Source organism: Enterobacter sp. DC4, assembly GCF_000568095.1.
Lineage (GTDB): Bacteria > Pseudomonadota > Gammaproteobacteria > Enterobacterales > Enterobacteriaceae > Enterobacter > Enterobacter pseudoroggenkampii.
The window spans coordinates 1-26,340 of sequence record NZ_AZUB01000012.1; the positions used below are offsets into that span (position 1 = coordinate 1).

The window sequence follows — 26,340 nt, forward strand, 5'->3', positions numbered from 1 at the left end:
GTCACCCGCGTCTCACCGCCGCCCTGGATCAGGCCGTAGTTAAACAGCGCGGGCGTGGTCAGCGTCAGCGCATCGCGGCTGACGATTTCGCCTCCGCTGTTGTTGGTCAGCGTCCCGCTGAGGGCCAGCGTCGCGCCGTTATCGCCCTGCAGACGACCGTTGTTGGTGAGCGCCCCGGTGGTGATGCCGAGCGTGCCCCCCTGCATTTTGCCGTCGCTGGTGACGGAGGCCGCCGTGATGTTCAGCGCCCCGCCGGACAGCAGGGTGCCGCCAGACTGCTGGCTGACCGCGCCGGTCTGGCTGAGGGTCAGGCCATTCACGCCGCTGATGGCGCCGCTGTTGCTGAGCGTGCCGCCTGTCAGCGTCAGGTTTTTCGCCGCCCACTGGCCCTGGTTCGCCAGCGTCGCGGCCTGCAGCGTCGCCGCACCCAGCGCGGTGATCCTGCTGCCTGCGGTTCCGGTGAGCGTATCGGCCAGCGTCATCTGCAGCGCGTCGGCGCTCTGCACCGCGCCGCTGTTGGTGAGCGACCGGGCGTTAAGCAGGATGTTCTGTGCCTGCCAGCTGCCGGCGTTGGTCACCGCGCCGGACGCAATCGTCAGAGTACCCTGGGTGAGAAGCTTACCGCCTGCGACGTTGATCAGCTCCTGCTGAGGCGCGGCCATCGCCATGCGCGCCATCAGCCGCTGCTGCCCCTGAACGGTCAGGCTCTGCAGACCGGTCAGGGTGCCCTGGTTGTTAATGCTGCTCTGACTCAGCGTAAGGGTGTTCCCCTGCACGGTGCCGCTGTTTTTAAGCGTGCTGCCGCCGAGCGTCACATCACCCTCGCTGAGGAGCTGCCCGCGGTTATCCAGCGTCTGAGCGGTGATATCCGCCCGGCCCTGGCTCATCAGCGAGCCGGTTGAGGTCAGCGTGCCGCCGGTCGTGGCCGTCAGCGTTCCCTGGCTGAGCAGAGACCCGCCGTGCGTCCAGTCGCTGGCGCTGATGTCCGCGCCGTTCCCCTGCAGCGTGCCCTGCGTGGTCAGCTGGCCTGCATCCAGCGTCAGCATGCCGCCGGAGAGGGTGCGCGAGGTCGCGCCCGTGGTCAGCGTGGTACCGGTGAGCGCCAGGCCGTTCGTTCCCTGCATCAGACCGCCGTTGTTCATATCGCGGGCAGTGAGGGACAGCGTACCGCCCGTGATGCGCCCCGGGTTCGCCAGGGTATCCGCGGTGAAGGCAGTCGCGCCGCCGCTCTGCAGCAGCCCGGTATTGGTTAACGCCCCGCTGAGCGTGCCGCTGAGTCCCGTCTGCCCGTTCACCGTGCCGCTGTTGGTGAGGGCGGTGCCGGTCATGCCCAGCGTCGCACCCTGCAGCGTACCGGCGTTGGTCAGCTGTCCGCCCGTCAGCGTGAAGCCGCCGCCGGAGAGCCATTTACCGTTCAGCTCGTTGATAAAGCGGTCGGCGGTGGCGTTAACTGCGTTGCTGCCCTGCATCAGGCCGCTGTTGCGCAGCTCAGTACCGCCTGCGGTCAGCGTTTTGCCCGCCACCGTGCCGCTGCTGGTCAGCGTCGTCGCGTTAAGCGCGGCATCTTCGGTGGCAACGATGTTCCCGGTATTGGTCAGGGCATTGCTCAGGCCCAAATCCAGGCTCTGCGCCTGAATATCGCCCCGGTTCGTCAGGTCGCTGCCCCGCAGGGTGAACCCGCCGTTCACCAGCAGCAGACCGGCGTTATCGAGCGTGTCGAGGGATAAGTCCAGAGGACTGCCGCTCACCAGCTGCCCGGTGGCGCCGTTGCTCAGCGCGCGGGTGGTCAGCGCCAGCGTGTCGTTGCCCTGAAGAATCCCGGTGTTGTTCAGCTGCGCGGCCTTCACCGTGAGCGCTTTCCCGGCCAGCTGGCCGTCGTTGAACAGCTGCGCCGCCGTCAGCGTGAACAGGTTCTGGCTGAGCAGGGCGCCAGTGTTATCCAGCCTGCCGGTCGTGGAAAGCGTCAGGGCGTCCAGCGTCTGAATGCTGCCCTGGTTATTCAGGTTCCCGGCCTCAAGCGTCGCGCTGCGCCCCTGAAGGCTGCCCGCGTTGCTGAGGGTTTGTCCGCTCAGGGTCAGGGTATCGCCGCCCGTCACCTGGCCCTGAGCCTGGTTCGTGAAGGTGTTCCCGGACCAGGCCAGCGTGCTGCTCCCCTGAAGCAGACCGCTGTTCTGCAGGTCGCCCCGCAGGGTCAGCACTTTTGCCAGCAGTTGGCCCCGGTTATCGGTACTGCCGGCCTGGACGTCCGCCGCCTGCTGGCTGAGCACCTTGCCGCTGTTGGTCAACGCGCCCGTCACCGCCGCAGTGATACCCGCTTCACCCAGCGCATTACCGGTGTTGTTCCACTCGCCGGTGGCCAGGTTCAGGGTATTGCCCTGCAGCAGCCCGGCGTTGTTCAGGGTGGTGTGGTGCAGGTCGAGCGCGCCGCCGGAGAGCAGCATGCCCGCATGCTGGTTGCTGAGCTGTGCCCCGGTCGCCGTGAGGGAATGTGTCCCCTGCAGCGTGCCGCCGTTGGTCACCGACGCGCTGTTAAACTGCGCGTCGGTACCGGCCATCAGCCCGCTGTTCGTCAGGCTGGCGGCGGTCAGCGTCAGGCCGTTCCGGGCAATCACTCGCCCACCGGCATCGTTGCTGGCCTGTCGGGTCAGGTTCAGCAGCAGGGCGGTGGCGCTGAGCTCGCCGCTGTTGGCCAGCGTTTCACCGCCGAGCGTCAGCGTTCCGCTGCTGCGCAGCGCGCCACGGTTAGTGAGGTCTGCCACGCCGAGCGTCAGCGCCGAGTCCCCCCCGACGGTGCCCTGGTTTTGCAGGCTGTCCGCCGTGATGTGCAGGTCGCTGGCCGCTATATTGCCCGCGTTAGCAAACGCAGTGCCGTTCAGGGTGAGCCGGTCGTCCGCCAGCAGGCGTCCGGTATCGGCGTTGGTCAGGCTGAGGTAGTCACTGTTCAGGCTGACGCCGTTGATTTCCCCCAGGTTTGTCAGCGTGTCACCCCGGAGGCGCAATGTGCCGTCAGTGGTGATAAGCCCGCTGTTAGCCAGCACCGGAACGTTCAGCGTTAAATCCTGCGTGCTGTAGACCGACCCGCCCGCGAGGTTCGTGAGTGACCCGGTCTTCAGGCCGAGCAGGGTGGTCCCCTGCAGCAGTCCACTGTTCTCCACCGAGGCAGCGTCCAGCGCCAGCGTACCGGCAACCAGCGTACCGCTGCTGGTGATGCGCCCGGGGGCCGTCAGGGTCATGCGATCCGCTTTTGCGATGCCGGACTGAAGGATGTTCTGTCCGCTGAGCGCGATGGCGCTGGCGGTAAGCTCACCGCCGCTGGTCAGGTCGCCGGTCGCGTTAAAACTCAGCGTGTCACCGGTGGATTTCCCGGCGTGCGCAATCGTGCCCGCCGTCACCGACAGGGCCCCCTTCGCCGCCTGCGTGCCGTTCAGCGCGGCATTCTGCGCCTGCAGGGTAAGCCCCTGCCCGCTCTGCAGATGCGCATCCTGGCCGGTAGTCAGGTCGCCGGTGCTGACGGTTAAGGCCCCCGCCGCGTCCGTTTGCCCGTTCAGGCTGGCGCTGCGGGTCGCGGAAATCTGTACATTGCCCTGGCTGGTGGTACGGGACGCCTGACCGCTGGTCAGGGTGCCGGCCTGCGCCGTCAGCGCCGTCGCGCCGGACAGGATGCCGTTCTGCTCAAGCGAGCCTGCGGTCACGTCCATCGCGCCGTCAGCCAGCAGGCTGCCGTCGTTACGCAGGGTCTGCTGCGCCGTGACGTTTGCATTGCCCTTCGCGCTCAGCGTGCCCCGCTGCTCCAGGGTTCCGGCGCTTAACGCCAGGTTACCGGCGCTCTGCAGGGTGCCGTTATTGGTGACCGTCTGCCCCCTGAGGGTGACGTCGTTACCCTGCGCCGTGCCGCCGTTCGTCAGGTCTCCGGCGTTCACGTCCAGATGGCCTTTCGCCGCCAGCTGGCCACCGTTGGACACCCTGTCGCCGGAGAGCGCAACGTCTCGCCCCGCATTCACCTGGCCCTGGTTACTGACGGTGCTGCCCGTCAGGCGGATATCGCCCGTGGCATCGGCCCGGCTCTGGCCGTCCAGCACCAGCTGTCCGCCGCTCAGGGCCAGACTCTCTCCTGCCGAGACCGCACTGCCCGTGGATGTCAGCGTACCGCCGCTGCTGAGCGTCGCCCGGGTATCGCTACCGCTGCGGGTATTCGTCAGCGTGATATCTTTTCCGGCCGCCACGCTGAGCGCGCCTTTGCTGGTGACGCTGCCGCCGCGCTGCGTCAGGCTGCCACCGGTGGACAGCGCAGTGTCGGCCTGGCCCGTCAGCGTCGCATCCGCAAGCGCTGTACCCTGACTGCTCGTGACGGTCAGCGCCCCGCCCTGTGCCGACACGCCGCCGCCGTTGACGGTCAGGGTATCTTTACTGTCCAGCGTCGCCGCGCCGCGGGAGACCAGGGAGGTATTGCTGAGCGTCATCCCCTGCCCGCTGCTCACCGCAAGCGCCCCCGCGCTGTTTGTCCCGCCGCCCGTCGTCTGCACTTTCCCCGCAGCGGAAAGGCGCATATCGCCCTGGCTGGCGAGCGTGCTGTTATTGAGTTCCACATCCTGCGAGCTGGTTACATTCAGCGCGCCCCCGGCCTGATGGCTGCCGTTGAGGACCACTCCCGCGCCATTCGCGGTAATCGAGCCGCTGGCCAGGCTGTTCGTGACCGTCAGTTTGCCGCCCGCATCCAGCTGAATGTCGCCCTGGCGCGCGGTGAGGTTACCGAGGTTCACCCCCACGCCCGTCTCGCTGGAGACCAGGCGGATACGGTTGGCATACATCCCGCCGAGCGCGCCGGTATCCACGGCCACCACGGGCGCGGCGCCCTCACCGGCAATCGGTTTGACGCTGCCGTCTGCGCCCACGCGGTTCGCCCCTGCCGTTACCGTCAGGTCGTTCGCATGTATCGCGGCGTTCACTTCCGTCGCGCGCGCAATGATCGACAGCGCGTCGCTCTTGCTGGCATCCAGCCCCTGGCCTTCAACCGTGATGGCGCCTTTCGTCACTTCCAGCGCCTGCAGGTTACCGCTGGCGTCGAACTGCGGTTTCCCGGTGGCCAGGGTGACGTTCGGGGTGTTGATAAATCCGCACCCGTTACAGGTGATGCCGTACGGGTTGGCCACCATAACGTTTGCCGCCTTGCCGGCGACTTCCGTATAGCCCTGCAGCTGCGAGCGGTTAGCTCCCGTGACTTCGTTGATGATGCCTTTCGCTTCCCGGCCGGCCTGCAGGTTGGGGTTGTTCTGGATAAGCCCGCCCAGTTGGGTCTGGGTTAAACGGTCCGTGCCGTTGTTGAGGATAAGCCCCTCTTTGCCGACATTATACTCACCGAACTGGTTATGCGAGATACCCGCCCCGTTGGGCGTGGCGATGTTGACGACCGGCACCCCGTTCCCCGCCCGATCGACCGTGGTCTGCCCGGTCGGCGTAAGCGCCGCCGCGACGGCAGGTGCCATCGGCTGCCAGACCATCAGGCTGCAGACAATCCAGCTGATCAGACGCTGCGAGAAACGAACGGGTGGGTGGCGGGTATCCATAGTCGTAGAGTCTCTTAAAGCATGAAGGCAATGCGCCAGTTAACGCTCACATGATCCGGGCCGAGCCAGTCGGGGTAGTGCAAAGGCGTACCGACCGAAATCTGGCTGCTGTACCAGCGCCCTGCGCTGCTCAGCCCCACCGAGCCACCCCATAACGTGCCGGAGGCAAAGCGGTCCTGGCGGTCTTTTTCCAGCCAGCCGCCGTCAACGGCGACCGTTGCGCTCACCGCACCAATCACCGGGAGGGTGAAGAGGGAATACCCCAGCTCGTTACGCCAGTAGCCGCCGTTGTCCCCGGACAGGTACTGCTCTTTAAAACCGCGCACGGAGCTTTCGCCGCCGAGCGTCAGGCGCTCGGAGCCGTACAGCCGGTCGGGCGACCACTGGCCGTAGGCGCTGGTCAGCCACCACGCGTTACGGGTGACAGGACGCTGGAAGCTGGCGTTCAGACTCCATTTGCGGAATTCCGCCCGCGGCATATCCCCGGACTTATCTTCGTCGGTTTCGGCATTGAACCACGGCATGCCGTGGCTCCAGGTCGGGTTGAAGGTCGCCACGCCGCCCAGCATTTTTTGCGTATGCGTAATGCCCAGGACCAGGCTGGAGAGGTTGCGCGTGCTGCTCTGAAGCGGCGCGTCGTTAAGCCAGTTGCGGCTGGAGCGCTGAACCACGCCTGCCGCAATGCCGGTTTTGACATCCCCGTTGCGGAAGACCACCCATGACACGTTAACGCGGTGGGTTTTGGTATCGCCCGTGGAGAGCCAGTTGAACCCCTGGTTACTGATGGTGGTCCGGTAGTTACTCCAGGCGTAGCTGTAGTCCAGTAATCCGTAACCAAACGGCACGCTGACGCCCGCCTGGAAATTCTGCGCATCGTACGCGCTGGCAAAATCACTGCTGCGCCCGCCGCTGACAAACCATTTATCCGCCAGCCCCAGCATATTATTGGCGGTGAGCACGCCACTCAATTGATCTTCCCCGGTACTCTTCTGCCCGCTATTATCCAGGCTTACGGATGCACTTAAGGGAAATTCCGGTTTTGCCGTGAGATTAACGATGGAATATCCGGCCTGCGTCCCCGGAAGAATTTCAATCTGAACCGGCTCGGTACGCAAACGGTTAATTTGCTCCATGCCCTGTTCGATGTCGCGTAAATTAAGAATGCCGCCCACCCGTCCCGGAAACGCCATTTTCAGCATGCGCGGCGTTTCGCCTTCCAGACGGATCGCTTCCAGCCGACCTTCCAGCACAACAATATTCAGCTGGCCGCCGGAGAGATCCTGCTCGGTAAGAAAAGCGCGGCTGGTGATATAGCCCCGGCTGATATACCAGTCAGAAATATGGGCGAGAAGTTCCGTTATTTTCGCCATATCCAGACAGCCGCCGGAGAGATCCTGCTCGGTAAGAAAAGCGCGGCTGGTGATATAGCCCCGGCTGATATACCAGTCAGAAATATGGGCGAGAAGTTCCGTTATTTTCGCCATATCCAGACAGCGGCCCTGCCACGGCGCGACAAGGGTCTGCCGGGTTTTCGGGGAGATTAAGGTCGCACCGGAAAGGGTAATGGTATGAATGGTGAAACAGGGTCCGGAGCCGGTAACAGGCAGCGGTCTGGCAGGCGCGGGGCGAGGAATACTGCGCTCCAGCTCTTCACGCTGTTGCTGGTTCTGTAATAAAAGCTGCTGCTGTTGCTGTTGAATGGAATCGCGATCGGCTGGTGACAAGGGGGCAGCGTTCACGCTCGCTGAAAAAAGCGCAACCGATAAGATAAAAACAATATAATTTGCTAATGAAATTATTATTTTTTTTATTTTATTGCTATTCATCCATGCCACAAAATTTATTCGCAATTAATATTTCCGAAATATAGGACCATTCTTAATGCGAGTATATCTAATTTGCTTTAAGGGACATCAAAGAAAATACTTTTTCAGAAAAGTGAGAGGTTGATTAAGAAAATATGAGAAATAATTTAACTCACCCTTAAATCTTGAGTTAGCCGTAATACATTAGGTATGAAGACGAAACGTTTTTCGCCATTCTGCGGGGCTCACCCCAAAACGTGCTTTAAACTGCTGTCGCCAGGTGACGGCGGAATTAAATCCCACCAGCTCGGCCACGCGCTCAATCGGCATATTTCCGGCTTCAAGCAAAATCTGGCTGCGCCGCAGGCGTTCGGCGGTAAGCCAGTCGGCGACGCTCAATCCCGTGGCTTTAATAAAATGACGGGTCAGGGTGCGGCGACTCATCGAAACCACCTCCGCCAGGGAGTCCAGGCTATGCGGTTCGGTGATGTGCTGCTGTAGGTAGTCGATGAGGCAGTTAATGCGTCCGTCGCGGGTATCTTTGGGTACCGGCTGGGCGATGAACTGCGCCTGCCCGCCCTCGCGGTGGGGCGGAACAATCATCCGACGGGCAATCTGGTTAGCAATCACGCTGCCAAAGCGCTGGCGAATGATATACAGGCAGCAGTCGAGGGCAGCGGCAGTACCGGCGGAGGTGATGATATTGCCGTCATCCACGTAAAGGGCATTAATATCCAGCTGAACGTTCGGGAAGAGCGACTGAAACTGACGTTCGAACTCCCAGTGGGTGGCCGCACGTTTGCCGTCGAGGATCCCCGCCCAGGCCAGCACAAACGATCCCAGACACAGCCCGACGATTTCTGCACCGTGGTCTCTCGCCTGCACCAGGCTGTCGAGCAGCACCTGCGGCGGGCGTTCCAGAACGTGCTGCCAGTAGGGAACGACAACAATATCGGCCTGCCCAATGGCGGTAAAATCCTGCGTGGCGTTGAGAGCAAATCCGTCTTTTGAGGTAAGGAACCCCGGCGTTTCGGCGCAAATCGTTACGTTAAAGCGCTTTTCGCCGGAGACCGAATCGCCAAACAGAATGCAGGGAACGGAGTAGTGAAACGGGCTGAACCCGTCTACCGCGACAATCGCGACGTTGATTAGCGACATCTGTCTCTCCTTTCCCTTTAACGCACTCAGAATATAACGGTTTCGCCATCCTGGGGAATGCTCACTGCGTCACTCACCTGATTAGCTTCAACGTACTCACGCAGCGCGCTGCGGGTCAACAGGCAGTGGTTAATGGCCTCCATATGGCTCGCCACAATTTTAGCCTGCGGCAGCAGGAAATGAACGTTAAGCACGTCCTCCTGCCCCATAATAATGGGCCCAAAACCAATGACGTGGGCATAGCCGGCGTTCAGTACCACCACGTCCGGCTGGTGCTTTTGCAGATCGGCCGCTACCTCGTCACGCCAGACGGTATCCCCTGCAAGATAGAGCGTCTTCTCATCAGGATGACGCAGCACCACGCCACAGGCCTCACCCAGCCGCTCCGCCAGCTCCGGCACGGCATAAGCGCGATCGGTCCCGTGCTGGCCGCCGCGGGTTTTCGTAATCTGAATATCGCCGAAGGTGGTCGCGTCGGTCATGACCGTCAGGTTGTTAAATCCCTGGCTGCGCAGCAGCGCGGCGTCACGGTCGTTTTGCACGTAAATCGGTTTGTCTTTGGCGATCAGCTCCGCCGCGGCGCGATCCCAGTGATCGTCATGGGTATGGGTGACGATCACCGCGTCGGCGTCCAGCAGCGTGTTGACGTCAACGGGGAGTTCAACCGTCGGGTTACGGCGTTCGGCATACGCCGTACCCGGGAAGCCCGGATAAGCACCCTTTGGGGCCAGCATCGGGTCGATTAAAAGACGTTTTCCGGCATAGGAAATCAGCTGAGTGGCGTTGCGAATGTGGGTAATGTTCATGGGCTATCCTCCTGTTGGTGTGATAAGGAGGATAGCCAGCCGTCGCAATTGACGCTGTGGGTTAAAGGGCGATTACCGATGGAATCGGGCCAAGAGAAGCAACCCGTTTTCTGTCACATCGTTTACCAGCCCGGCACTGCACCACCGTTAAAGATCGTCTCAGCCGCTTTTGCCACTTCAGGTGACTGATACGACTGGATAAACGCCTTCACATTCTCCGCGTCCTTGTTGTCTTCGCGCGTCACCACGATGTTCACGTACGGCGAGTTTTTGTCTTCAATAAAGACGCTGTCATGCACCGGTGACAGCCCGGTTTGCTGGATATAGGTGGTGCTGATGATGGCGACATCCACTTTCGGGTCGTCCAACACGCGCGGCAGCTGCGCCCCTTCCAGCTCCATAATTTTCAGCTGCTTAGGGTTGGCGGTAATATCCAGCGCGGTCGGCAGCAGCCCGGTATTCGGCTTCAGGGTAATGAGCTTCTCTTTTTGCAACAGCAGCAGCGCGCGGCCCAGGTTGGTCGGGTCGTTTGGAATGGCAATGGTTGCCCCGTCCTTCAGGTCAGACACGGATTTGATTTTGCGGGAATAGCCGGCCATCGGGAAAACAAAGGTGTTCGCCACGGCCACCAGCTTGTAGCCATGCGCCTTGTTATCTTCTTCAAGGAACGGGCGATGCTGGAAGACGTTGGCATCCAGTTCCCCCTGGTTGGTGGCATCGTTAGGCAACAGCGAGCCGCTGAAGCCCACCAGCTCCACGTCCAGGCCATATTTCTCTTTTGCCACCTTTTTGGCGACTTCCGCCACGTCCTGTTCAGCGCCGTTGATGACGCCGACTTTAATGTGTTTGGCATCGCTGCCACTTTGATCGCACCCTGCCAGCAGCAGGCCAGCCAGTACCAGAGCACCCAATCGACGTTTCACAAGACAGTTCCTTTTGCTGAATGTTGTAGTGACTATATCGACAACGAGGCGGGGAAATAAAAACCGAAAAAGAATCAATAAGAAGGATCGGTTATATGCGGGTATGGCCGGGTGGCGCTGCGCTTACTCGGCCTACGGATTCAGGGCTTAAAGGGCTTTCGCCAGATAATGCCGCTGCATGCCCGGATAAGGATAATCCTGCAAAGACATCTGCAGCTGGTACCCCTGCTTTTCATAGAACGGACGCGCCTGGAAGCTGGCGGTATCGACCAGCGCGTGCTTGCAGCCTTTGCGTCTGGCTTCATCTTCAGCCGTTTTGATGAGCTGGCTGCCCACGCCGGTTCCGCGCACGGTATCGCTCACCCAGAGGTAATCAATATTCAGCCAGTCGCCTTTGCGCACGCCGATTAACCCGCCTAGCATCACGCCATTCTCGTCACGAACGTAAACGCCAATATCGCCGCTAAAGGTCGCCATATCCAAAAATTGCGCGTTGTAGGCACGCAGCCCCACGAATAACTCTTCTTTTTCCTGCTGCGTAACCGTATTGGTAATGCTCAGTTGCATGGCGTTCTCCCTGTTTTTGTGTGCTGTTTGACTATCTCACAGATACTTTACGGAGAAAATTCATACTTTCGGCTGGCGTCGCTACACTGAATGTAACGATATATTTCATGGGAAGCCTGTGACTTCTAATGGGGGTTGTTGATGAAAGCTGCGCATCTGGTCTGCCTGCTGGTTTGTCTGCTCTTCGCCGCGTTTGCCCATGCTCAGGAAAAGGAGGATCCGGCGAAAGAGGCGCAGATTAAGCAGCAGGTCCTGAAAGATATAAAGAAAACCTGTACGCCACAGAAAAAGCAGAGCGATAAGGCCTGGCAGGCGATGATTTTGTCGTCAGAGGCCAATCAGCTGCTGATCAAAAATGCCATCACCGCCGTGAAGCGCGACAACCTGGATGCCTACTGGGCGGCGATTGGTCAGGTGGATTGTATGGAAGATTATTGAGGGCTGGAAACGTGCTTCTCGCCGGGTGGCGGCTGCGCCTTACCCGGCCTACACAACATTTTTAACGCTTACGCACGTCTGGAATGATCAAATCCCCGCGCAGCACATACGAGCCCAGCATCTGCGTTTTCTCCGTCAGCCAACTCACGATACGCGCCGCCATCGCATCCATTGAATATTCAATCGCCGGGATCACCGGAATACCCGGCAGGTGCAGCGATCCGGCCAGGCTAAAGACCATAATGTCGTCCGGCACGGATTTATTAAACGCCTGCAGCTGCGGGATCACCCGCTGGGCTTCCTGCTCGTCCGCCACCAGCAGCGCGTTGAAGTTCAGCGTGCTGGCGTTATTCAGCAGCTCCTGTAGCGCAACGGACGACGAGGTCGCGTCCATGAACACAAGGTTGCGATTAAAGGGCAGGAAATTTTTCTCCAGCGCGTGCTTGTAGCCGAGCAGCACCTGGTCAGCAAAACCGCTGCCGTGCGGATGGATCAGGGCAATCTGGCGTCGCCCCTGGCTGGTCAGGTAGTTACAGGCGGTTTCGGCGGCAAAGGCGTGATCGAACTGGATGCTGTTGGAATTATCAGACTCCATGCAGTCCACCAGAATGACGTTGTCCATGTCGACGTCCAGCGGGAAACGCGCGCCAATCACCAGGATGTCATCGCAAAGCCCGCAGGAGAGTTCCTCAAGAGCGTGCATCACTTCCGCTTTGCTGTGCGCGAAACGCAGCAGCAGGTGTTTTTGATGCTGGCTGAGCTGTTTTTCCAGCGCGTAGAGATAACCGGTGGTCTGGTTAATGTTTTCCTGGGCGCAAATCACCCCGATACAGCCCGTAGACTGGCTCAGCAGCGACTGGGCAATCACATTAGGCCGGTAGTTAAGCTCATCCACTGCCTTCAGAACGGCCTGACGGCTGGCTTCCTTTACGCCACGCGACCCACTCAACACTCGCGATACCGTGGCTTTAGACACCCCGGCAAGACGTGATACATCATTGATTGTCGACATCTCTTTCCCCTGGCAGGCTTACCTCGCGCCTGCAAATTCCATGACCGCTTCGGCTCACATTATAGCCAGAGCGGAGTATATCCGTTTCCGTTTTCCATGGAAACCGATTTTCCGTTTCCACTCCAAATGATGTCAAAACAGCCAAATTATGTGACCTACATCCGGTTAATTAGCCTCATAAGTATTTGACCTTGATGGCTGTCACAGTTCTGTCTTTTATGAATGGAAACCGGTTTCCGTATCATGTCCAATCATCCTCGCAATAACTATTTACATTTAGAGGATGGTTGTCGATGTTCAAGATTATGCTGTGCTGCTCTGCCGGGATGTCCACCAGCCTGCTGGTCAGCAAAATGGTCGATGTCGCGAAAGAACGTGGTTTGCCGGTGAAGATTGATGCGTACGGTGTTTCCGAATTTGATACGCAGTTTCCGCAATACCAGGTGGTACTTCTCGGACCGCAAGTGAAATACATGTTACAGACACTCTCAGACAAGGCGGCGACGCATGGCATTCCGGTGCAGCCCATCGACATGATGGACTACGGCATGCAGCGTGGCGATAAGGTACTGGACTATGCTCTGTCGCTCATCGAAGCGGCACACTAAAAGGTGTTCACATGAGTTCGTTATATCAATCCATGGTCGCGGTGATTGAGCAGTCAATTACCCCGCTGGCCGCAAAGCTGGGCCAGCAAAAGTACGTGATTGCCATCCGCGACGGCTTTACCGCCGCGCTGCCGTTCATGATCATCGGCTCGTTTATGCTGGTGTTTATCTTCCCGCCGTTCTCGGCGGATACCACCAACAGCTTCGCCCGCGGCTGGCTGGATTTCTCCCAGACCTACCGCGAGCAGCTGATGCTGCCGTTTAACCTCAGCATGGGCGTGATGACCTTCTTCATCTCGGTGGGGATTGGAGCGAGCCTGGGGCGTCAGTTCAACCTTGACCCGGTAATGTCCGGCCTGCTGGCCTTTATGGCCTTCCTGCTGGTCGCCGCGCCCTATGCCGACGGCAAAATCTCGACCCAGTATCTCTCCGGCCAGGGCATCTTCACCGCGCTTATCACCGCCATCTACTCCACCCGCGTCTATGCGTGGCTGAAGCAGAACAACGTCACCATTCGCCTGCCGAAAGAAGTGCCCACCGGCGTGGCGCGTTCGTTTGAGATCCTGATCCCGGTGATGGTGGTGATCGGTACCCTGCACCCGCTGAACCTGTTCATTGAAGCGCAGACCGGGATGATTATCCCGCAGGCGATCATGCACCTGCTGGAGCCGCTGGTGTCCGCGTCTGACTCCCTGCCCGCCATTCTGCTCTCCGTGCTGCTGTGCCAGATCTTCTGGTTCGCGGGTATCCACGGCTCGCTGATTGTCACCGGCATCATGAACCCGTTCTGGATGGCCAACCTCTCGGCAAACCAGGCGGCGCTGGCCGCAGGCGCGGCGCTGCCGCACGTTTACCTGCAGGGCTTCTGGGATCACTACCTGCTGATTGGCGGCGTAGGCTCTACCCTGCCGCTGGCGTTCCTGCTGCTGCGCAGCCGCGTTACCCATCTGCGCACCATCGGCAAAATGGGCGTGGTGCCAAGCTTCTTTAACATCAACGAACCGATCCTGTTCGGCGCGCCGATCATCATGAACCCGATGCTGTTTATCCCGTTCGTGTGCGTTCCGCTGGTCAACGCCTGCCTGGCGTACGGCGCAACCAAACTCGGCTGGCTGGCACAGGTTGTGTCGTTGACCCCGTGGACCACCCCTGCACCGATTGGCGCCTCATGGGCGGCAAACTGGGCGCTCAGCCCGGTGGTGATGTGCCTGGTCTGCATGGTGATGTCCGCGCTGATGTACCTGCCGTTCCTGCGCGCCTATGAGCGTACGCTCATCAAAAACGAAGAGCAGAAGGCCCAGGCAACCGTCGGCAACGCTGAAGCCGCCAGCAATTAAGTCAAAGAGGAAGAGTCATGAAATACGCATTTCCCGATAACTTCTGGTGGGGCAGCGCAAGCTCCGCTCTCCAGACGGAAGGGGCAAGAGAGGGGGAAACCACGTGGGATTACTGGTTTGCCCGCGAGCCGAACCGTTTTCACAACGGCGTGGGGCCGCAGCAGACCTCCACGTTTTATCAGTACTGGAAAACGGACATTCAGCTGTTGAAACAGCTGAACCACAACAGCTTTCGTACCTCGATTAGCTGGGCGCGCCTGATCCCCGACGGTATCGGTGAAGTGAACCCGGACGCGGTCGATTTTTATAATCAGGTCATTGATGAGCTGAATGAACAGGGCATCACGCCGTTTATCACCCTGTTCCATTTCGACATGCCGATGGCGATGCAGGAAATTGGCGGCTGGGAAAACCGTGACGTAGTGGACGCGTACGCCCGCTATGCGCAGATTTGCTTCGAGCTGTTCGGCGACCGCGTGCTGCACTGGTTTACCTTCAACGAGCCGATCGTGCCGGTGGAAGGCGGTTATCTGTACGACTTCCACTACCCCAACGTAGTGGATTTCCGCCGGGCGGCCACCGTGGCTTATCACACGGTGCAGGCCCATGCGAAGGCGGTTCAGGCCTACCGCGCCGGGCACTACGCGGGGGAGATCGGCATCGTGTTGAACCTGACGCCGTCGTATCCGCGTTCGCAGAACCCGGCAGACGTGAAGGCGGCGCACGTTGCGGATCTGATGTTTAACCGCAGCTTCCTCGATCCGGTCCTGCGCGGCGAATACCCGGCCGATCTGGTGGCGCTGCTGAAATCTTACGACCAGCTGCCCGCCTGCAAGCCGGAAGACGGTTTCCTGATTGCGGAAGGGAAAATCGACCTGCTCGGCATTAACTACTATCAGCCGCGTCGCGTGAAGTGTCGCGACAGCGCGGTGAACCCGCAGTCGCCGTTTATGCCGGAATGGTTCTTTGATAGCTACGAGATGCCGGGCCGCAAGATGAACCCCTACCGCGGCTGGGAAATCTACGCGCCGGGTATTTACGATATTCTGATTAACCTGCGCGACAATTACGGCAACCCCCGCTGCTTTATTTCTGAAAACGGCATGGGCGTCGAAAACGAGCAACGTTTTATTGAAAATGGCCAGATTAACGATCAATACCGCATTGATTTTATATCTGAGCATTTAACGTGGCTGCATAAAGGCATAAGCGAAGAGTGTAATTGTCTTGGCTACCATATGTGGACATTTATTGATAACTGGTCGTGGTGTAATGCCTATAAAAATCGCTACGGATTTATCCAGCTCGATTTGGAGACGCAGCAGCGCACCATTAAGAAAAGCGGGGAGTGGTTTGCCGCCACCGCCTTAAATAATAGCTTTGATAAAGAGTAATGATGATGATCGCACTAGAAGAAGCCGTAATGGAAATTATCGTCAACGCCGGGCAGTCCCGCAGCCTGTGCTTTGAAGCGCTGCACGCGGCGCGCCAGGGCAACATTGACGAAGCCAAAAGCCTGCTGCGCGAAGCCGACGGCTACGCGCGTCAGGCGCACAAGATGCAGACCAAACTGATTGAGCAGGACGCGGGCGAAGCCCGCCAGCCGATGACCTTAATTATGGTGCACGCGCAGGATCATTTAATGAACTCCTTATTAACGCGTGAATTATCCGAAGAAATTATTCATTTATATCAGAGATAGTCTATGGCGAAATAAATTACTGTAATACCTCTGTACCTAAAACTAGAAATCCACTTGTTCTGATGATAGCGACATATTCTGTCAGATCGGAGCGGGATGGTTATTGTCTGAATAAAATTAAACTATATTGAGATAACCATGAATACGATTAAAAAACTTCCATTAACTATGGCGGTTATCGCCGCGCTTTGCCCAATTTCCGTGCTCGCCCAGGAATTCACGCAGGAGCAAATCGACGCCATTGTGGCGAAAGCGGTGGATAAAGCCCTGGCCGAACGTCAGGCCAAAATGGATGCCGCCGTCGCGAAAAAAGCGGACGTGGTGACCGAGCCGCAGAGCGCGGCGCAATCCCCGGACATGGCGATTCCGTTCGGGATTAAATTTACCGGCTACGCCCGCTATGGCGCGCACTTCCAGGCCGCCGATCAGAAATATGTGGCGGTCGATGGCTCCTACAACGGCGCGTCCGCAATTGGTCGTCTGGGTAACGAAGGCAACGGCGGCGAGTTCCAGCTCTCTAAAGCCTTCAAGGGCGAAAACGGCGCCATCTGGGACATCAACGTGATGATCGACCACTGGGGCGACGAAGTTAACCTGAAAAAGGCCTACGCGGGGGTGACCAATATTATGGCCTCCAACCCGAATGCCTATTTCTGGGCCGGTCGCGACTTCCACCAGCGTCCGCAGCAGGGCATCAACGATTACTTCTGGATGAACCACGACGGCCAGGGCGCCGGGGTGAAGAACTTCGATATCGGCGGCGTGCAGTTTGACGTCGCTGCCGTGGCGGCAGTGGAATCCTGTAGCCCGGAAGTGATGGAAGACGAAGCGAACCCGTCACGCATCACCTGTACCGGCGGGTCCGGCACGGGCGACAAAGGTAACTACGCGGCCACCTCTAAAATCCACGGTATGAAGCTCGGTCCGCTGGATCTGGAGCTGTACGCCAACTACGGCTTTGATTCAAAAGCGGTGGAGAGCGATGAGCGTCTGAACGCCTGGCAGGGCGGCGTGGTGCTGAGCCATACCAACGACAGCGGCGTGAACAAGGTGATTGCCCGCTACTCCGATAACGCGGACAACAGCGTGTTCAACAAAACCGAGGATCTGACCACGGTCTACGCCAGCTTCGAAGGGCTGTATAAATTCACCCAGGCCACGCAGGTGGAGTACATCCTCGCCTTCCACGATTATGACAACAGCCGCGATAAGACCGACAACCGTAAGAACTACAACGCCATCGTGCGCCCGATGCACTGGTGGAACGACGTTCACTCCACCTGGCTGGAAGCAGGCTGGCAGCACGTTGACTACGATAACGGCGGCGACAACAAGGGCTGGAAGCTGACCCTGTCGCAGAACATGTCTATCGCCATGGGGCCAGAGTTCCGTCCGATGCTGCGCTTCTACGTGACCGGCGGCAAAGTGGATAACGCACGCACCGCGCGCGTGAACAACACCAAAGACGAGACGCTCGACGACTTCAACGTCGGCGCAATGTGGGAGGCGTGGTTCTAAGGTAAAAGCAAAACGGCAACGCAACGTTGCCGTTTTTAGTGTTTTCTCCCTCTCCCCGTGGGAGAGGGCCGGGGTGAGGGCATCAGGCCGCACACAACCATGCTATGCTGTTGACCGAATTAACGACAACATAGCAGGGGAGAACATGGGTTCCACACGTAAAGGGATGCTGAACGTTCTGATCGCCGCCGTTTTATGGGGCAGTTCCGGCGTTTGCGCGCAGTACATCATGGAGAAAAGCCACATTTCTTCGCCTTACCTGACCATGGTTCGCCTGCTGTTTACCGGCGTGATCCTCCTGACGCTCTCCTTCGTTCACGGCGACAAGATTTTCTCGGTCATCAAACATCGCAAAGACGCCCTCAGCCTGCTGTTTTTCTCGCTGGTCGGCGCGCTCACCGTGCAGCTCACCTTCCTGCTGACGATTGAGAAATCCAACGCTGCGACCGCTACCGTGCTGCAGTTTCTGTCGCCGACCATCATTGTGGCGTGGTTCGCCCTGGCGCGAAAAAAGCGTCCCGGCGTGTTTGTGCTTTCGGCCATCATGACGTCGCTTGTCGGTACCTTCCTGCTGGTGACCCACGGCGACCCAACCTCGCTCTCCATCTCGCCAGCCGCGCTGTTCTTCGGCATCGCCTCGGCGTTTGCCGCCGCGTTTTACACCACCTATCCGTCAACGCTTATCGCCCGCTACGGCACATTGCCGATTGTCGGCTGGAGTATGTTAATTGCCGGGCTAATGCTGACGCCGTTCTACGCCGGGCGCGGGACCACGTTCGTGATTGACGGCAGCCTGCTGCTGGCGTTTTTCTATCTGGTGGTGATCGGCACCGCGCTGACGTTCAGCCTGTACCTGAAAGGCGCGCAGATGATCGGCGGGCCGAAGGCGAGCATTCTGAGCTGCGCCGAACCGCTGAGCAGCGCGTTGCTGTCGGTGATTTTACTGGGCGTGGCGTTCACCCTGCCTGACTGGCTGGGAACGCTGCTGATTGTATCGTCGGTGATGCTGATTTCGATGGATTCAAGAAGACGGGTGAGGACATCGGCGTAGCCTGAAGTCCCCTCACCCCGGCCCTCTCCCCAAAGGGGCGAGGGTGAAAATACCGCACCGAGCAGTCCCCTATCCCCTATGGAGAGAGGGTTAGGGTGAGGGAAAATTGACTACTTCGCCTTCACCTTCCCCGCCACCAGCAGTGCCGTCAGCAGCATCAGCGTGCCGGAAATCACCAGCGGTGACGTCAGCCCCAGGTGGTCGAGCGCCACGCCGCCAATGGCCGCGCCGCAGGTGTTCGCCAACTGGATCACCGCCACCTGAATCGACCCGGCTTTTTCCGCCTGATCGGCAAGCGAGCGGGTGATCCACGTCGACCAGCCCACCGGTACCAGCGCAAAGGCAAAGCCCCAGACGATCGCAATGGCAGACGCGACCCACTTGTCGCTGCCCCACAGCACCAGCACCGTGGCGCTCGCTGCCAGCACCAGCGGCGCACCCGCCAGCGCCATCTTCAGGGAGCGCTTCAGGAACTGAGACGACAGCGACGTGCCGACAAAGCTGGCGATACCGAAGCTCAGGAGCACCAGCGTCAGGCCGTCGACGTCAAAGCCCGCCATGGTCATATACACCGGGCGGATATAGGTGAAGAAGGCAAACTGCCCGGCAAAGGACATAAATATCGCGGTCATTCCCGCCAGCACGCCGGGGCGCTTCAGCAGGCTGAACATGTTCTGCTTATGATGCGCCGCTTCACCCGGCAGGGACGGCAGCGCCTTCCACACCCAGATAATGCAGAGCAGGCCCATCACCGCCGCCGCGTTGAAGACGTTACGCCAGCCGATGATCCCGCCGAGGAAACTGCCGAGCGGCGCGGCAATCACCAGCGCGATGGAAACCGCACCGAAGATAACGGAAAGCGCTTTTGGCACCGTACGCGCGGGCACCAGCCGCATGGTGAGCGAGGCCGACATCGCCCAGAAGCCGCCTAATCCCAGCCCCAGGCAGGCGCGCCCGAGCAGCAGCAGGGTGAAGCTTTCCGCGAAGGAGACCAGCAGGCAGGAGAGAGTCAGCAGCACGCTGAACAGGATGACCACTTTACGGCGGTCGATGGTGCCAATCACCTGGGTGATAAACAGGCTGGCGAACATCGCCACGAAGGCGGTGACGGTAACGGACTGACCCGCCACGCCCTCGGAAATGCCCAGATCCTGCGCCATCGGCGTCAGCAGGCTCACCGGCAGAAACTCAACGGTAATCAGGCAGGCGACGCAGAACGCCACGGCGAAAACGGCTGACCAGTTGGGGCGTGAAACCTCGTTGGTCTGCGGTCTGGTCGTGGGCTGGATATGTTCTGTCATGGCGTCACCTGAAGATAAAAACGTGCGGAAAAGTCGCGCAGTTTATCATCATAAGTGTGACGGATTTAACGATTTGACAACTTTTATCGTTTTTACAGGGGATCAGTGCAGATAAAACACGCCCTCTTCCGGCAGGAAGAGCTGGTTATAGCGCAGCTGGAAGGCGTTCAGCTCCTGCGGATCGGGCTCCATCTCGCGCATAAAGCCAAGCGCGAGACGAATTTGCGCATCGGTAATCGGCGCGGCCAGGCGGGCTTTACGCAGCAGGCGGTGCCACGTGTGCAGGTTCTCTTCACTGCCGTCGACAATGCAGACCTGCCAGATCAGCAGCACCTGCGCCGCGTTTTGCAGATGCGCTTCGTCCGGGCGCTCAAGGTAGCGGATAAACTCATTGCCCGACGTTTTACCAAACTGGTCGATCATCGACTCAACCGGCATCGGAGTGATCCCAAGACGCTCGCTTAAACGTTTGATGGCGCGGCGGGAATCTGAGGTCAGGACGCGAAATCCCACCACAAACACCACGGCAAGCGTTGCCAGCATTATCCAGACCATGCGTTCTCCTTAGACTAGCCGCTCATCATAGCGGGAAACGCACGGCGTCGACAGCGGGTAGAAGCATAATAGTGAATGGAAAAGCGCTGGAAAAACGGCAGGAAAGTCGTTTTAGTTTTTATGGGGACGATTATACATACACGGTGTATGGTCAATGCCTGGCGGTAACGAATCTTCACTTCAGGGAAAGAGCGAACATGTCCATAACAATCAGTGTCCTGCTGGAGAACAGACCTAATCCCGGCGCTAAAAATTTACTGCGAGCTAAAGCAGGACTCAGCCTGTTTATACAGGATGAAAATGATTCCATTCTGTTTGATACCGGTCCGGATGATAGCTTCATACATAACGCAGCTCTGATGGGAGTCGATTTGACCCGCCTGACCGCAGCTATACTTTCTCACGGGCACTATGACCATTGCGGCGGCGTTCCGTGGTTACCGGATAATTGCCGGATCGTCTGCCATCCCGACGTGGCCTGCGAGCGCTACTCGGCAATACAGTTTTCAGGGTATACCGCCAGATTAAAAAAGTTGTCGCTGAAAAATGATTATTCACACTATCGCATGGAGTACAGCAGCACCCCGCTCCAGATTGGGAAGCGCTTTATATGGTCAGGGGAGATCCCTGTCGCCAAACCGCACGCATACGGTGTTATCGGTAGTAAAAATGCGAATGTGGATTATGTGAAAGATGAAGGGGTTCTAATTTATAAATCTGACCGTGGCCTGGTCATTTTTATCGGCTGTGGGCACCGAGGTCTGATCGATATTGTGCGTCACTGTCAGAGAATAACCGGCATCAACCATATTCATGCAATTTTCGGTGGTTTCCATCTTCGCTGTGCGTCACCGCGTAAGCTCTGGGCACTCAGGCAGTTTCTGCACTGCCTACAACCCGACAAAATAATGGGCTGCCATTGTACGGGTAAATGGGGCAATTTGTGGTTGCCGGACGCGGTTACCCCGGCAACAGGGGATATTTTTGTTCTGGGGTAGGTCTTAACTCAGCTAATAAAAAAGCCCGGCATCACACACCGGGCAAAGAAGTTACCTGCACACTCAGGCTGTTTTTAATTTCTGCGCACGATTCTCACGGCGAATTTTACGTTCTTCCAGCACGGCTACCATCGCCATCAGGACGATACAGCCAATCGCTGCTGCATCCAGCGCCGCGAAGGTGCCCGCCCAGCCGGTGAGGCCGAAAATCGGCGTGCCGTCAGCAATCATCCCCAGACCCAGCTTGGCGAAGCTGTCGCCGATCAGGTAGGCGAAGGTGCCCTTAATCCCATCGGCGGCGCCGATCGCTTTTTTCGGGACGAAGCCCACTGCTGCCACGCCAATCAGCAACTGCGGACCAAACACCAGGAAGCCGAGCGCGAACAGTGACGCCAGGTAAACGTACTGGTTGCTGGCGTGCTGGTAGACGCCGAGCGTGGCGATAATCAGCGCCAGCGCGACGCAGGCCACCAGCGCGCGACGGCCATTGGCGAGGTCGGAGAGCCAGCCCCACAGCAGGGTACCAACCAGCGCGCCCACTTCGAACAGGGTGAAGCCCTGAATCGCCACCTCTTTAGAGAGCTTCAACTCCTGGAAGGCGTACACGGTGGACCACTGGTCGATACCAATGCGCACCACGTAGAGGAAGATGTTCGAGAAGCACAGCAGCCAGATCACTTTGTTTTTCAGCACGTACTCAACAAAGATCTGCCATTTGGACATCTCGTTTTCTTCGGTCTCTTTGTCCTCTTCGCTGATCTCCTCGCCGAACAGCTCTTCGGCTTTGCCGAGGCCGTACGATTCCGGGGAGTCACTACCGTAGCGCAGGCCGATAAAGCCGACAATCAGGGCGATAATCGACGGGAAGATAAACATGCCGATCACGTGGCCGTCGAACAGGTAGTTAGCGCCAAACAGCGCCACGCCAGCCGCACCGGCACCGCCGAGGTTGTGGGAGATGTTCCACATGCCGAGGTACGAACCACGCTTGCGGCGCGGCGTCCATTTGGTGATGGTGGAGTAGCTGCACGACCCGCCGGTACTCTGGAAGAAACCGCTCAGGGCGTAGAAGGCGATCATCAGGAACAGGCTAACGGACCCTGCGCCCATGCTGGCGCTGAAGCCGAGCATACAGATGGCGGAGAGGATCAGCATAAACGGCAGGAACTGCTTGGTGTTTTTGCCGTCCGCGTAGTACGACACGACGGTTTTACCCACGCCGTAGGTGATGGAGAAGCCCAGGCCAATCATCCCCAGCTGCGTCATGCTCAGCCCGTAGGTGGAGATCATGTCGTTCTGCGCGATGTTAAAGTTTTTGCGGATCAGGTACATGGTCAGGTAGCCGATGAAGACCACCAGATAGGACTGCATGAACGGTTTGAACCACATCTTGCGCCGCACGTCGAGCGGCAGATCCAGGGTCGGCTTGCGCACCTGATTTAAGAAGGCCAGCATGACTGAGTTACTCCTGAGCTGATTTTTGCAGCATTGTAAAAACCAGCCGGGAGAGATGCCTGAGACAGCGTCCAGGTGAAACCGGGAAAATTTCTTAGTTTTGCGCCACTCGGCAGCAAAAGGTGAGGCGCGTCACGCTTCGCGCGGCGCCTGCGCGTTCAAAAACGGCAGCAGCAGCAGGGCGGAGATCCCCGCCGCGATGGCGATCACCGCGAAGAAACCGCTCCAGTGCCAGATGTCGATCACCCGCGCCAGCGGCCAGCCGGAGAGCGATGCGCCAAGGTAGGCAAACAGCCCCACAAAGCCCGTCGCAGCACCTGCCGCCTCTTTGTGGGAACACTCCGCCGCCGCCATGCCGATCAGCATCTGTGGGCCGAACACGAAGAAGCCGGTGGTGAAGAAGCACGCCGCCTGCATCACGTAGCTGGCAAACGGCATCAGCCACAGCGAGCCAACGGAGAGCAAAATCCCGGCGGCGAATATCAAGTTCATCGGGCCGCGGTTGCCGTTGAACAGCTTGTCCGAGCCCCAGCCCGCCACCAGCGCGCCGATAAACCCGCCCAGTTCGAACATCGTCACCGCCGAGTTGGCGGTCACCAGGTCCACGCCGAGCGTCTCGGACATGTACAGATTGCCCCAGTCGTTGATGGCCGCACGCACCACGTAAACCAGTACGTAGCAGAGCGACAGCAGCCAGATATACGGGTTTTTCAGCACATATTTGGTGAGGATCTCTTTGCGCGTCAGCCCCGCCCCCTCCTGCTGTTGCGCCATTTCCATCTCGTCGTGCCGCCAGTCGCCCACCGCGGGCAAGCCAACGGTTTGCGGCCTGTCGCGCAGGCGCCAGCAGAGGAACAGCCCGGCGAGAATGGCAAGCCCGCCGGCAATCATCATCCCCGCGCGCCAGCCGTAGCGCAACGCTGCGGCACCCACCACCATCGGGATCAGCGCCCCGCCGACATTATGCGCGGTGTTCCAGATTGCCCACCAGCCGCCGCGCTCGTTGCGCGAATACCAGGCGGTAAGCAGGCGGGCGCAGACCGGCGCACCCCAGCCCTGGAAGAAGGCGTTCAGCGCCCACAGCAGGGCGAAGGCCCAGAGCGACGTGGAGAAGCCAAACAGAATGTTCACCACGCCGGTGGCGATCAGCCCAACGCCCATAAAATAGCGTGCGTTGGAGCGGTCGCTGACGATGCCGGAGAAGAACTTCGACAGGCCGTAGGTGATGTAAAACAGCGTCGCCAGCAGGCCGATATCGGTGCGCGTCATCACGCCGCTGGCGAGGATCTCCGGCGCGGCGGCGTTGAAGCTTTTGCGGGTAAAGTAGAAGAGCGCGTAGCCGAGCCAGATAGCGATCAGAATATGGCGACGCCAGTAGCGGTAGCGGGCGTCGATTTCCGCTTTGTCACCTATCGGTGCGGCGTTCGCGGGGGTCTTAAACATGGTGGCTCCTTAGCGGCAGGCTGACGCTGACGCGCGTCCCGTGGGTGCAGGAGAGGTTCAGCGTGCCGCCGAGCGCCTTCACGCGCTCGCGCATGCCCGCCAGGCCAAAGCCCTGCTGGCCGGAGCCCGGCGGCAAGCCGCAGCCGTCGTCTTCAATTACCAGCATCAGGCGCTCGTCCTGCTGCCAGCCCTGGATCGTGACCGCGCTGGCACTGGCGTGTTTGACGATATTGTTCAGCCCCTCCTGACAGACGCGGAACAGCGTCACGCGCTGGCCTTCGCTCAGGACAGATTCGTTAATTCGCCAGTCGAGATGGCTGACAATGCCGCGGCTTTCCAGCTCCATCTCGCGCATCAGGGAACGCACCGCCTGCTCCAGCGACAGGTCGTCGAGCTGGCGCGGACGCAGCCTGCCGAGGAGGCGTCGCACCGAGTCATACACGCCCAGCGAAAGCTGCTCGATATGCGCTCCGCCCTGCTTCACGCCCGCGTTTTCCGCCGCCAGACGCTGGACAATGCCCGCCTGGGTGCGGATGGCGGTGATCGTCTGGCCGATATCATCGTGCAGCTCGCGGGCGACCTCCTGCCGCACGCTCTCTTCGGTCTCCAGCAGGCGTTCAGCCAGACGCCGGTTGCGCGCCAGCTCGGTTTGCAGGGACTGGTTCAGCTCGCGCAGGCGCTGAATGCCCGCGCCGAGCAGCAGCCCGGTCAGGCTCTGGGCCAGCAGGGAAAGCAGCAGGTCCACCGGATGGTCGTGCCAGGTCTGGCTGGCAATCAGCGCGATGGCGTTCATTAGGGTGGCGATCAGCGCCCCCTGCCAGCCGTAGTGCCAGGCCAGGGCGATAATCGGCAGCGCAAGGCAAAATGGGGTAAAGCGTGAAAGCTCGGCAGGTAAACCCAGCTGAAGCCACAGGCTCACCACGAACAGCAGCAGATACCAGATGAGGTGCCGGGCGCGCCAGTTCACCGGCTGGGAAACCAGCGCCGGGCCGAGCGGCTGCCAGACGGTACTGGTGAGGTAATGCCAGATGACGAGGCAGGTCGGCGCGAGGGTCAGGCCGCCGGTCAGGGTCAGCAGCAGCGCGTTGAGCATCTCCTTATCACCCGCCCACGGCAGGGACTGCAGCAGCGCGGCGGCAATCAGCGCCGCCCCCTGTCGCAGCAGCGTGCGCCAGTCGCGCTGGTGACGGTAGCGGGAAATGAGGGCAACAGGGAGCAGCGTGAGCAGGCTTCCGGTCATCAATAATGGCAGGTGCGCCAGAGCGACTTCCTGCGCCAGCCAGACCAGCAGCAGCCACTCCGCGCCCAGCAAAACCGGCCAGTATCCGCGCGGGCACTGGAGCATGAGCCCCAGTCGCAGGCCGAAGGGAAACAGCAGCACCGCCAGTTCGGGGCGTTCCACCAGGTGCAGGCTGATGCTCCATAAGCAGAACCACGCGGCGGAGAAGATAAAAAAGCTGGCAACGACGGCGATCAGCCGCGAAAAGACGGGACTCATTGCCAACTGTCGAACATACGGCGCGCCAGCTCGACGTCGTTGCTGACGTTAAGTTTTTCCATCAGGTTGGCGCGGTGAACGTGTACGGTTTTCGGGGACAGTTCCAGCTCGGCGGCAATCTCTTTTACCGACATTCCCTGCGCGAGTTTTTCCGCAACCTGGCGCTCGCGTCTGGTGAGCGGATCCTGACGTCCGGCCGCCAGCTTGATGGCGATATCCGGCGTTAAATAGCAGCCGCCGGTGGAGACGGTGCGCACGGCGGCAATCAGCTCGTCCGGGCTACAGCGTTTGGAGAGGAACCCGCGCGCCCCCGCGTTGAGTGCCTGCTCGACCAGCGCCGGGCTGTCGTGGACCGAGAGCATAATCGTCGACATCCCTTTCGGCAGCTGGCTTAACAGCTCCAGCCCGGAGAGATCCGGCATCGAGATGTCGCAGATACAGACCTGCACCCCGCGCCCCGGCAGGCCCGCCAGCGCCTCGCGACCGGAGCCAAACTCGGCCACGACCTGGAAATCCGGTTCGAGGTTGAGAAGCTGGGCAAAGCCAGAGCGGACGATAAGGTGGTCGTCGATAAGGGCGATGGTGGTCATGTGTCTTCCTG

20 protein-coding genes and 1 pseudogene are annotated in these 26,340 nt (G+C 59.6%); 8 read left to right on the forward strand and 13 right to left on the reverse strand.

The genetic code is table 11. The annotated features are described in order from the left end of the window. The 6 genes and pseudogenes from cdiA to P349_RS02335 all read right to left on the reverse strand — a co-directional run. Positions 1–5,564 (reverse strand): annotated as a pseudogene (cdiA, locus tag P349_RS0124665) (contact-dependent inhibition toxin CdiA); the annotation flags it as partial. Between the two features lie 14 nt (positions 5,565–5,578). Then, positions 5,579–7,288: a ShlB/FhaC/HecB family hemolysin secretion/activation protein gene (locus tag P349_RS0124670; protein ID WP_443112203.1), complete on the reverse strand. Its 1,710-nt coding sequence runs from the start codon at positions 7,286–7,288 to the stop codon at positions 5,579–5,581. 285 nt (positions 7,289–7,573) lie between these two features. After that, positions 7,574–8,527, reverse strand: coding sequence for a GlxA family transcriptional regulator (locus P349_RS02350; RefSeq protein ID WP_032648509.1), 954 nt, complete (start codon positions 8,525–8,527; stop codon positions 7,574–7,576). A 26-nt stretch (positions 8,528–8,553) separates the two neighbouring features. After that, a complete protein-coding gene (locus tag P349_RS02345; RefSeq protein WP_024907363.1) occupies positions 8,554–9,333 on the reverse strand; it encodes an MBL fold metallo-hydrolase in 780 nt (259 codons plus the stop codon). 122 nt (positions 9,334–9,455) lie between these two features. Further along, positions 9,456–10,256, reverse strand: a complete 801-nt coding sequence (nlpA, locus tag P349_RS02340; RefSeq protein ID WP_032648516.1) for a lipoprotein NlpA — start codon at positions 10,254–10,256, stop codon at positions 9,456–9,458. A 147-nt stretch (positions 10,257–10,403) separates the two neighbouring features. Next, positions 10,404–10,823: a GNAT family N-acetyltransferase gene (locus tag P349_RS02335; protein WP_032648519.1), complete on the reverse strand. Its 420-nt coding sequence runs from the start codon at positions 10,821–10,823 to the stop codon at positions 10,404–10,406. A gap of 141 nt (positions 10,824–10,964) precedes the next feature. Between P349_RS02335 and P349_RS02330 the strand changes: the two genes are divergently transcribed. Next, positions 10,965–11,261, forward strand: a complete 297-nt coding sequence (locus P349_RS02330) for a YicS family protein (protein WP_032648520.1) — start codon at positions 10,965–10,967, stop codon at positions 11,259–11,261. Positions 11,262–11,322: 61 nt separating this feature from the next. Here P349_RS02330 and P349_RS02325 read toward each other — a convergent pair whose 3' ends face one another. Continuing rightward, positions 11,323–12,273 carry a LacI family DNA-binding transcriptional regulator gene (locus tag P349_RS02325; RefSeq protein ID WP_023293714.1) on the reverse strand — a complete coding sequence of 317 codons (951 nt, stop codon included), beginning with the start codon at positions 12,271–12,273 and terminating at the stop codon, positions 11,323–11,325. Positions 12,274–12,566: 293 nt separating this feature from the next. Here P349_RS02325 and P349_RS02320 point away from each other — a divergent pair, with 293 nt between their 5' ends. The 6 genes from P349_RS02320 (at position 12,567) to P349_RS02295 (ending at position 18,489) form a co-directional block, all read left to right on the forward strand. Beyond that, complete coding sequence (locus P349_RS02320) at positions 12,567–12,881, forward strand: PTS sugar transporter subunit IIB (protein WP_032644367.1); 315 nt, start codon at positions 12,567–12,569, stop codon at positions 12,879–12,881. Between the two features lie 11 nt (positions 12,882–12,892). Beyond that, positions 12,893–14,218, forward strand: a complete 1,326-nt coding sequence (locus tag P349_RS02315) for a PTS sugar transporter subunit IIC (protein WP_032648525.1) — start codon at positions 12,893–12,895, stop codon at positions 14,216–14,218. A gap of 17 nt (positions 14,219–14,235) precedes the next feature. Then, the gene (locus tag P349_RS02310; RefSeq protein ID WP_032648527.1) at positions 14,236–15,612 is read left to right on the forward strand and encodes a glycoside hydrolase family 1 protein; all 1,377 of its coding nucleotides are present in this window, start codon (positions 14,236–14,238) and stop codon (positions 15,610–15,612) included. A 5-nt stretch (positions 15,613–15,617) separates the two neighbouring features. After that, positions 15,618–15,920 carry a PTS lactose/cellobiose transporter subunit IIA gene (locus tag P349_RS02305; protein ID WP_193745681.1) on the forward strand — a complete coding sequence of 101 codons (303 nt, stop codon included), beginning with the start codon at positions 15,618–15,620 and terminating at the stop codon, positions 15,918–15,920. A 138-nt stretch (positions 15,921–16,058) separates the two neighbouring features. Continuing rightward, a complete protein-coding gene (locus tag P349_RS02300; protein ID WP_008500137.1) occupies positions 16,059–17,438 on the forward strand; it encodes a carbohydrate porin in 1,380 nt (459 codons plus the stop codon). Positions 17,439–17,583: 145 nt separating this feature from the next. Beyond that, positions 17,584–18,489, forward strand: coding sequence for an EamA family transporter (locus P349_RS02295; RefSeq protein WP_032648532.1), 906 nt, complete (start codon positions 17,584–17,586; stop codon positions 18,487–18,489). A gap of 110 nt (positions 18,490–18,599) precedes the next feature. On the opposite strand, the gene nepI is transcribed toward P349_RS02295, so the two are convergent. Together nepI and P349_RS02285 are read right to left on the reverse strand one after the other, a co-directional pair. Next, positions 18,600–19,790 carry a purine ribonucleoside efflux pump NepI gene (nepI, locus tag P349_RS02290; RefSeq protein WP_032648535.1) on the reverse strand — a complete coding sequence of 397 codons (1,191 nt, stop codon included), beginning with the start codon at positions 19,788–19,790 and terminating at the stop codon, positions 18,600–18,602. 102 nt (positions 19,791–19,892) lie between these two features. Next, a complete protein-coding gene (locus P349_RS02285) occupies positions 19,893–20,345 on the reverse strand; it encodes a DUF1198 domain-containing protein (RefSeq protein WP_024907368.1) in 453 nt (150 codons plus the stop codon). 197 nt (positions 20,346–20,542) lie between these two features. Here P349_RS02285 and P349_RS02280 point away from each other — a divergent pair, with 197 nt between their 5' ends. Then, positions 20,543–21,343 carry an MBL fold metallo-hydrolase gene (locus P349_RS02280; RefSeq protein ID WP_032648538.1) on the forward strand — a complete coding sequence of 267 codons (801 nt, stop codon included), beginning with the start codon at positions 20,543–20,545 and terminating at the stop codon, positions 21,341–21,343. 63 nt (positions 21,344–21,406) lie between these two features. Here the strand turns inward: P349_RS02280 and uhpT are convergent, their stop codons facing one another. From uhpT to uhpA, 4 genes are all read right to left on the reverse strand, one after another. Beyond that, the gene (gene uhpT, locus P349_RS02275; RefSeq protein WP_023309834.1) at positions 21,407–22,798 is read right to left on the reverse strand and encodes a hexose-6-phosphate:phosphate antiporter; all 1,392 of its coding nucleotides are present in this window, start codon (positions 22,796–22,798) and stop codon (positions 21,407–21,409) included. Between the two features lie 132 nt (positions 22,799–22,930). Continuing rightward, the gene (locus P349_RS02270) at positions 22,931–24,241 is read right to left on the reverse strand and encodes an MFS transporter (protein ID WP_032648539.1); all 1,311 of its coding nucleotides are present in this window, start codon (positions 24,239–24,241) and stop codon (positions 22,931–22,933) included. Further along, positions 24,234–25,739, reverse strand: coding sequence for a signal transduction histidine-protein kinase/phosphatase UhpB (uhpB, locus tag P349_RS02265; RefSeq protein ID WP_032648542.1), 1,506 nt, complete (start codon positions 25,737–25,739; stop codon positions 24,234–24,236). The genes P349_RS02270 and uhpB overlap by 8 nt, the downstream gene beginning before the upstream one ends. Beyond that, on the reverse strand, positions 25,736–26,329 hold the full coding sequence (gene uhpA, locus P349_RS02260; RefSeq protein WP_024907372.1) for a transcriptional regulator UhpA: 594 nt from the start codon (positions 26,327–26,329) through the stop codon (positions 25,736–25,738). Before uhpA ends, uhpB begins: the two co-directional genes overlap by 4 nt. Positions 26,330–26,340 lie beyond the last annotated feature (11 nt).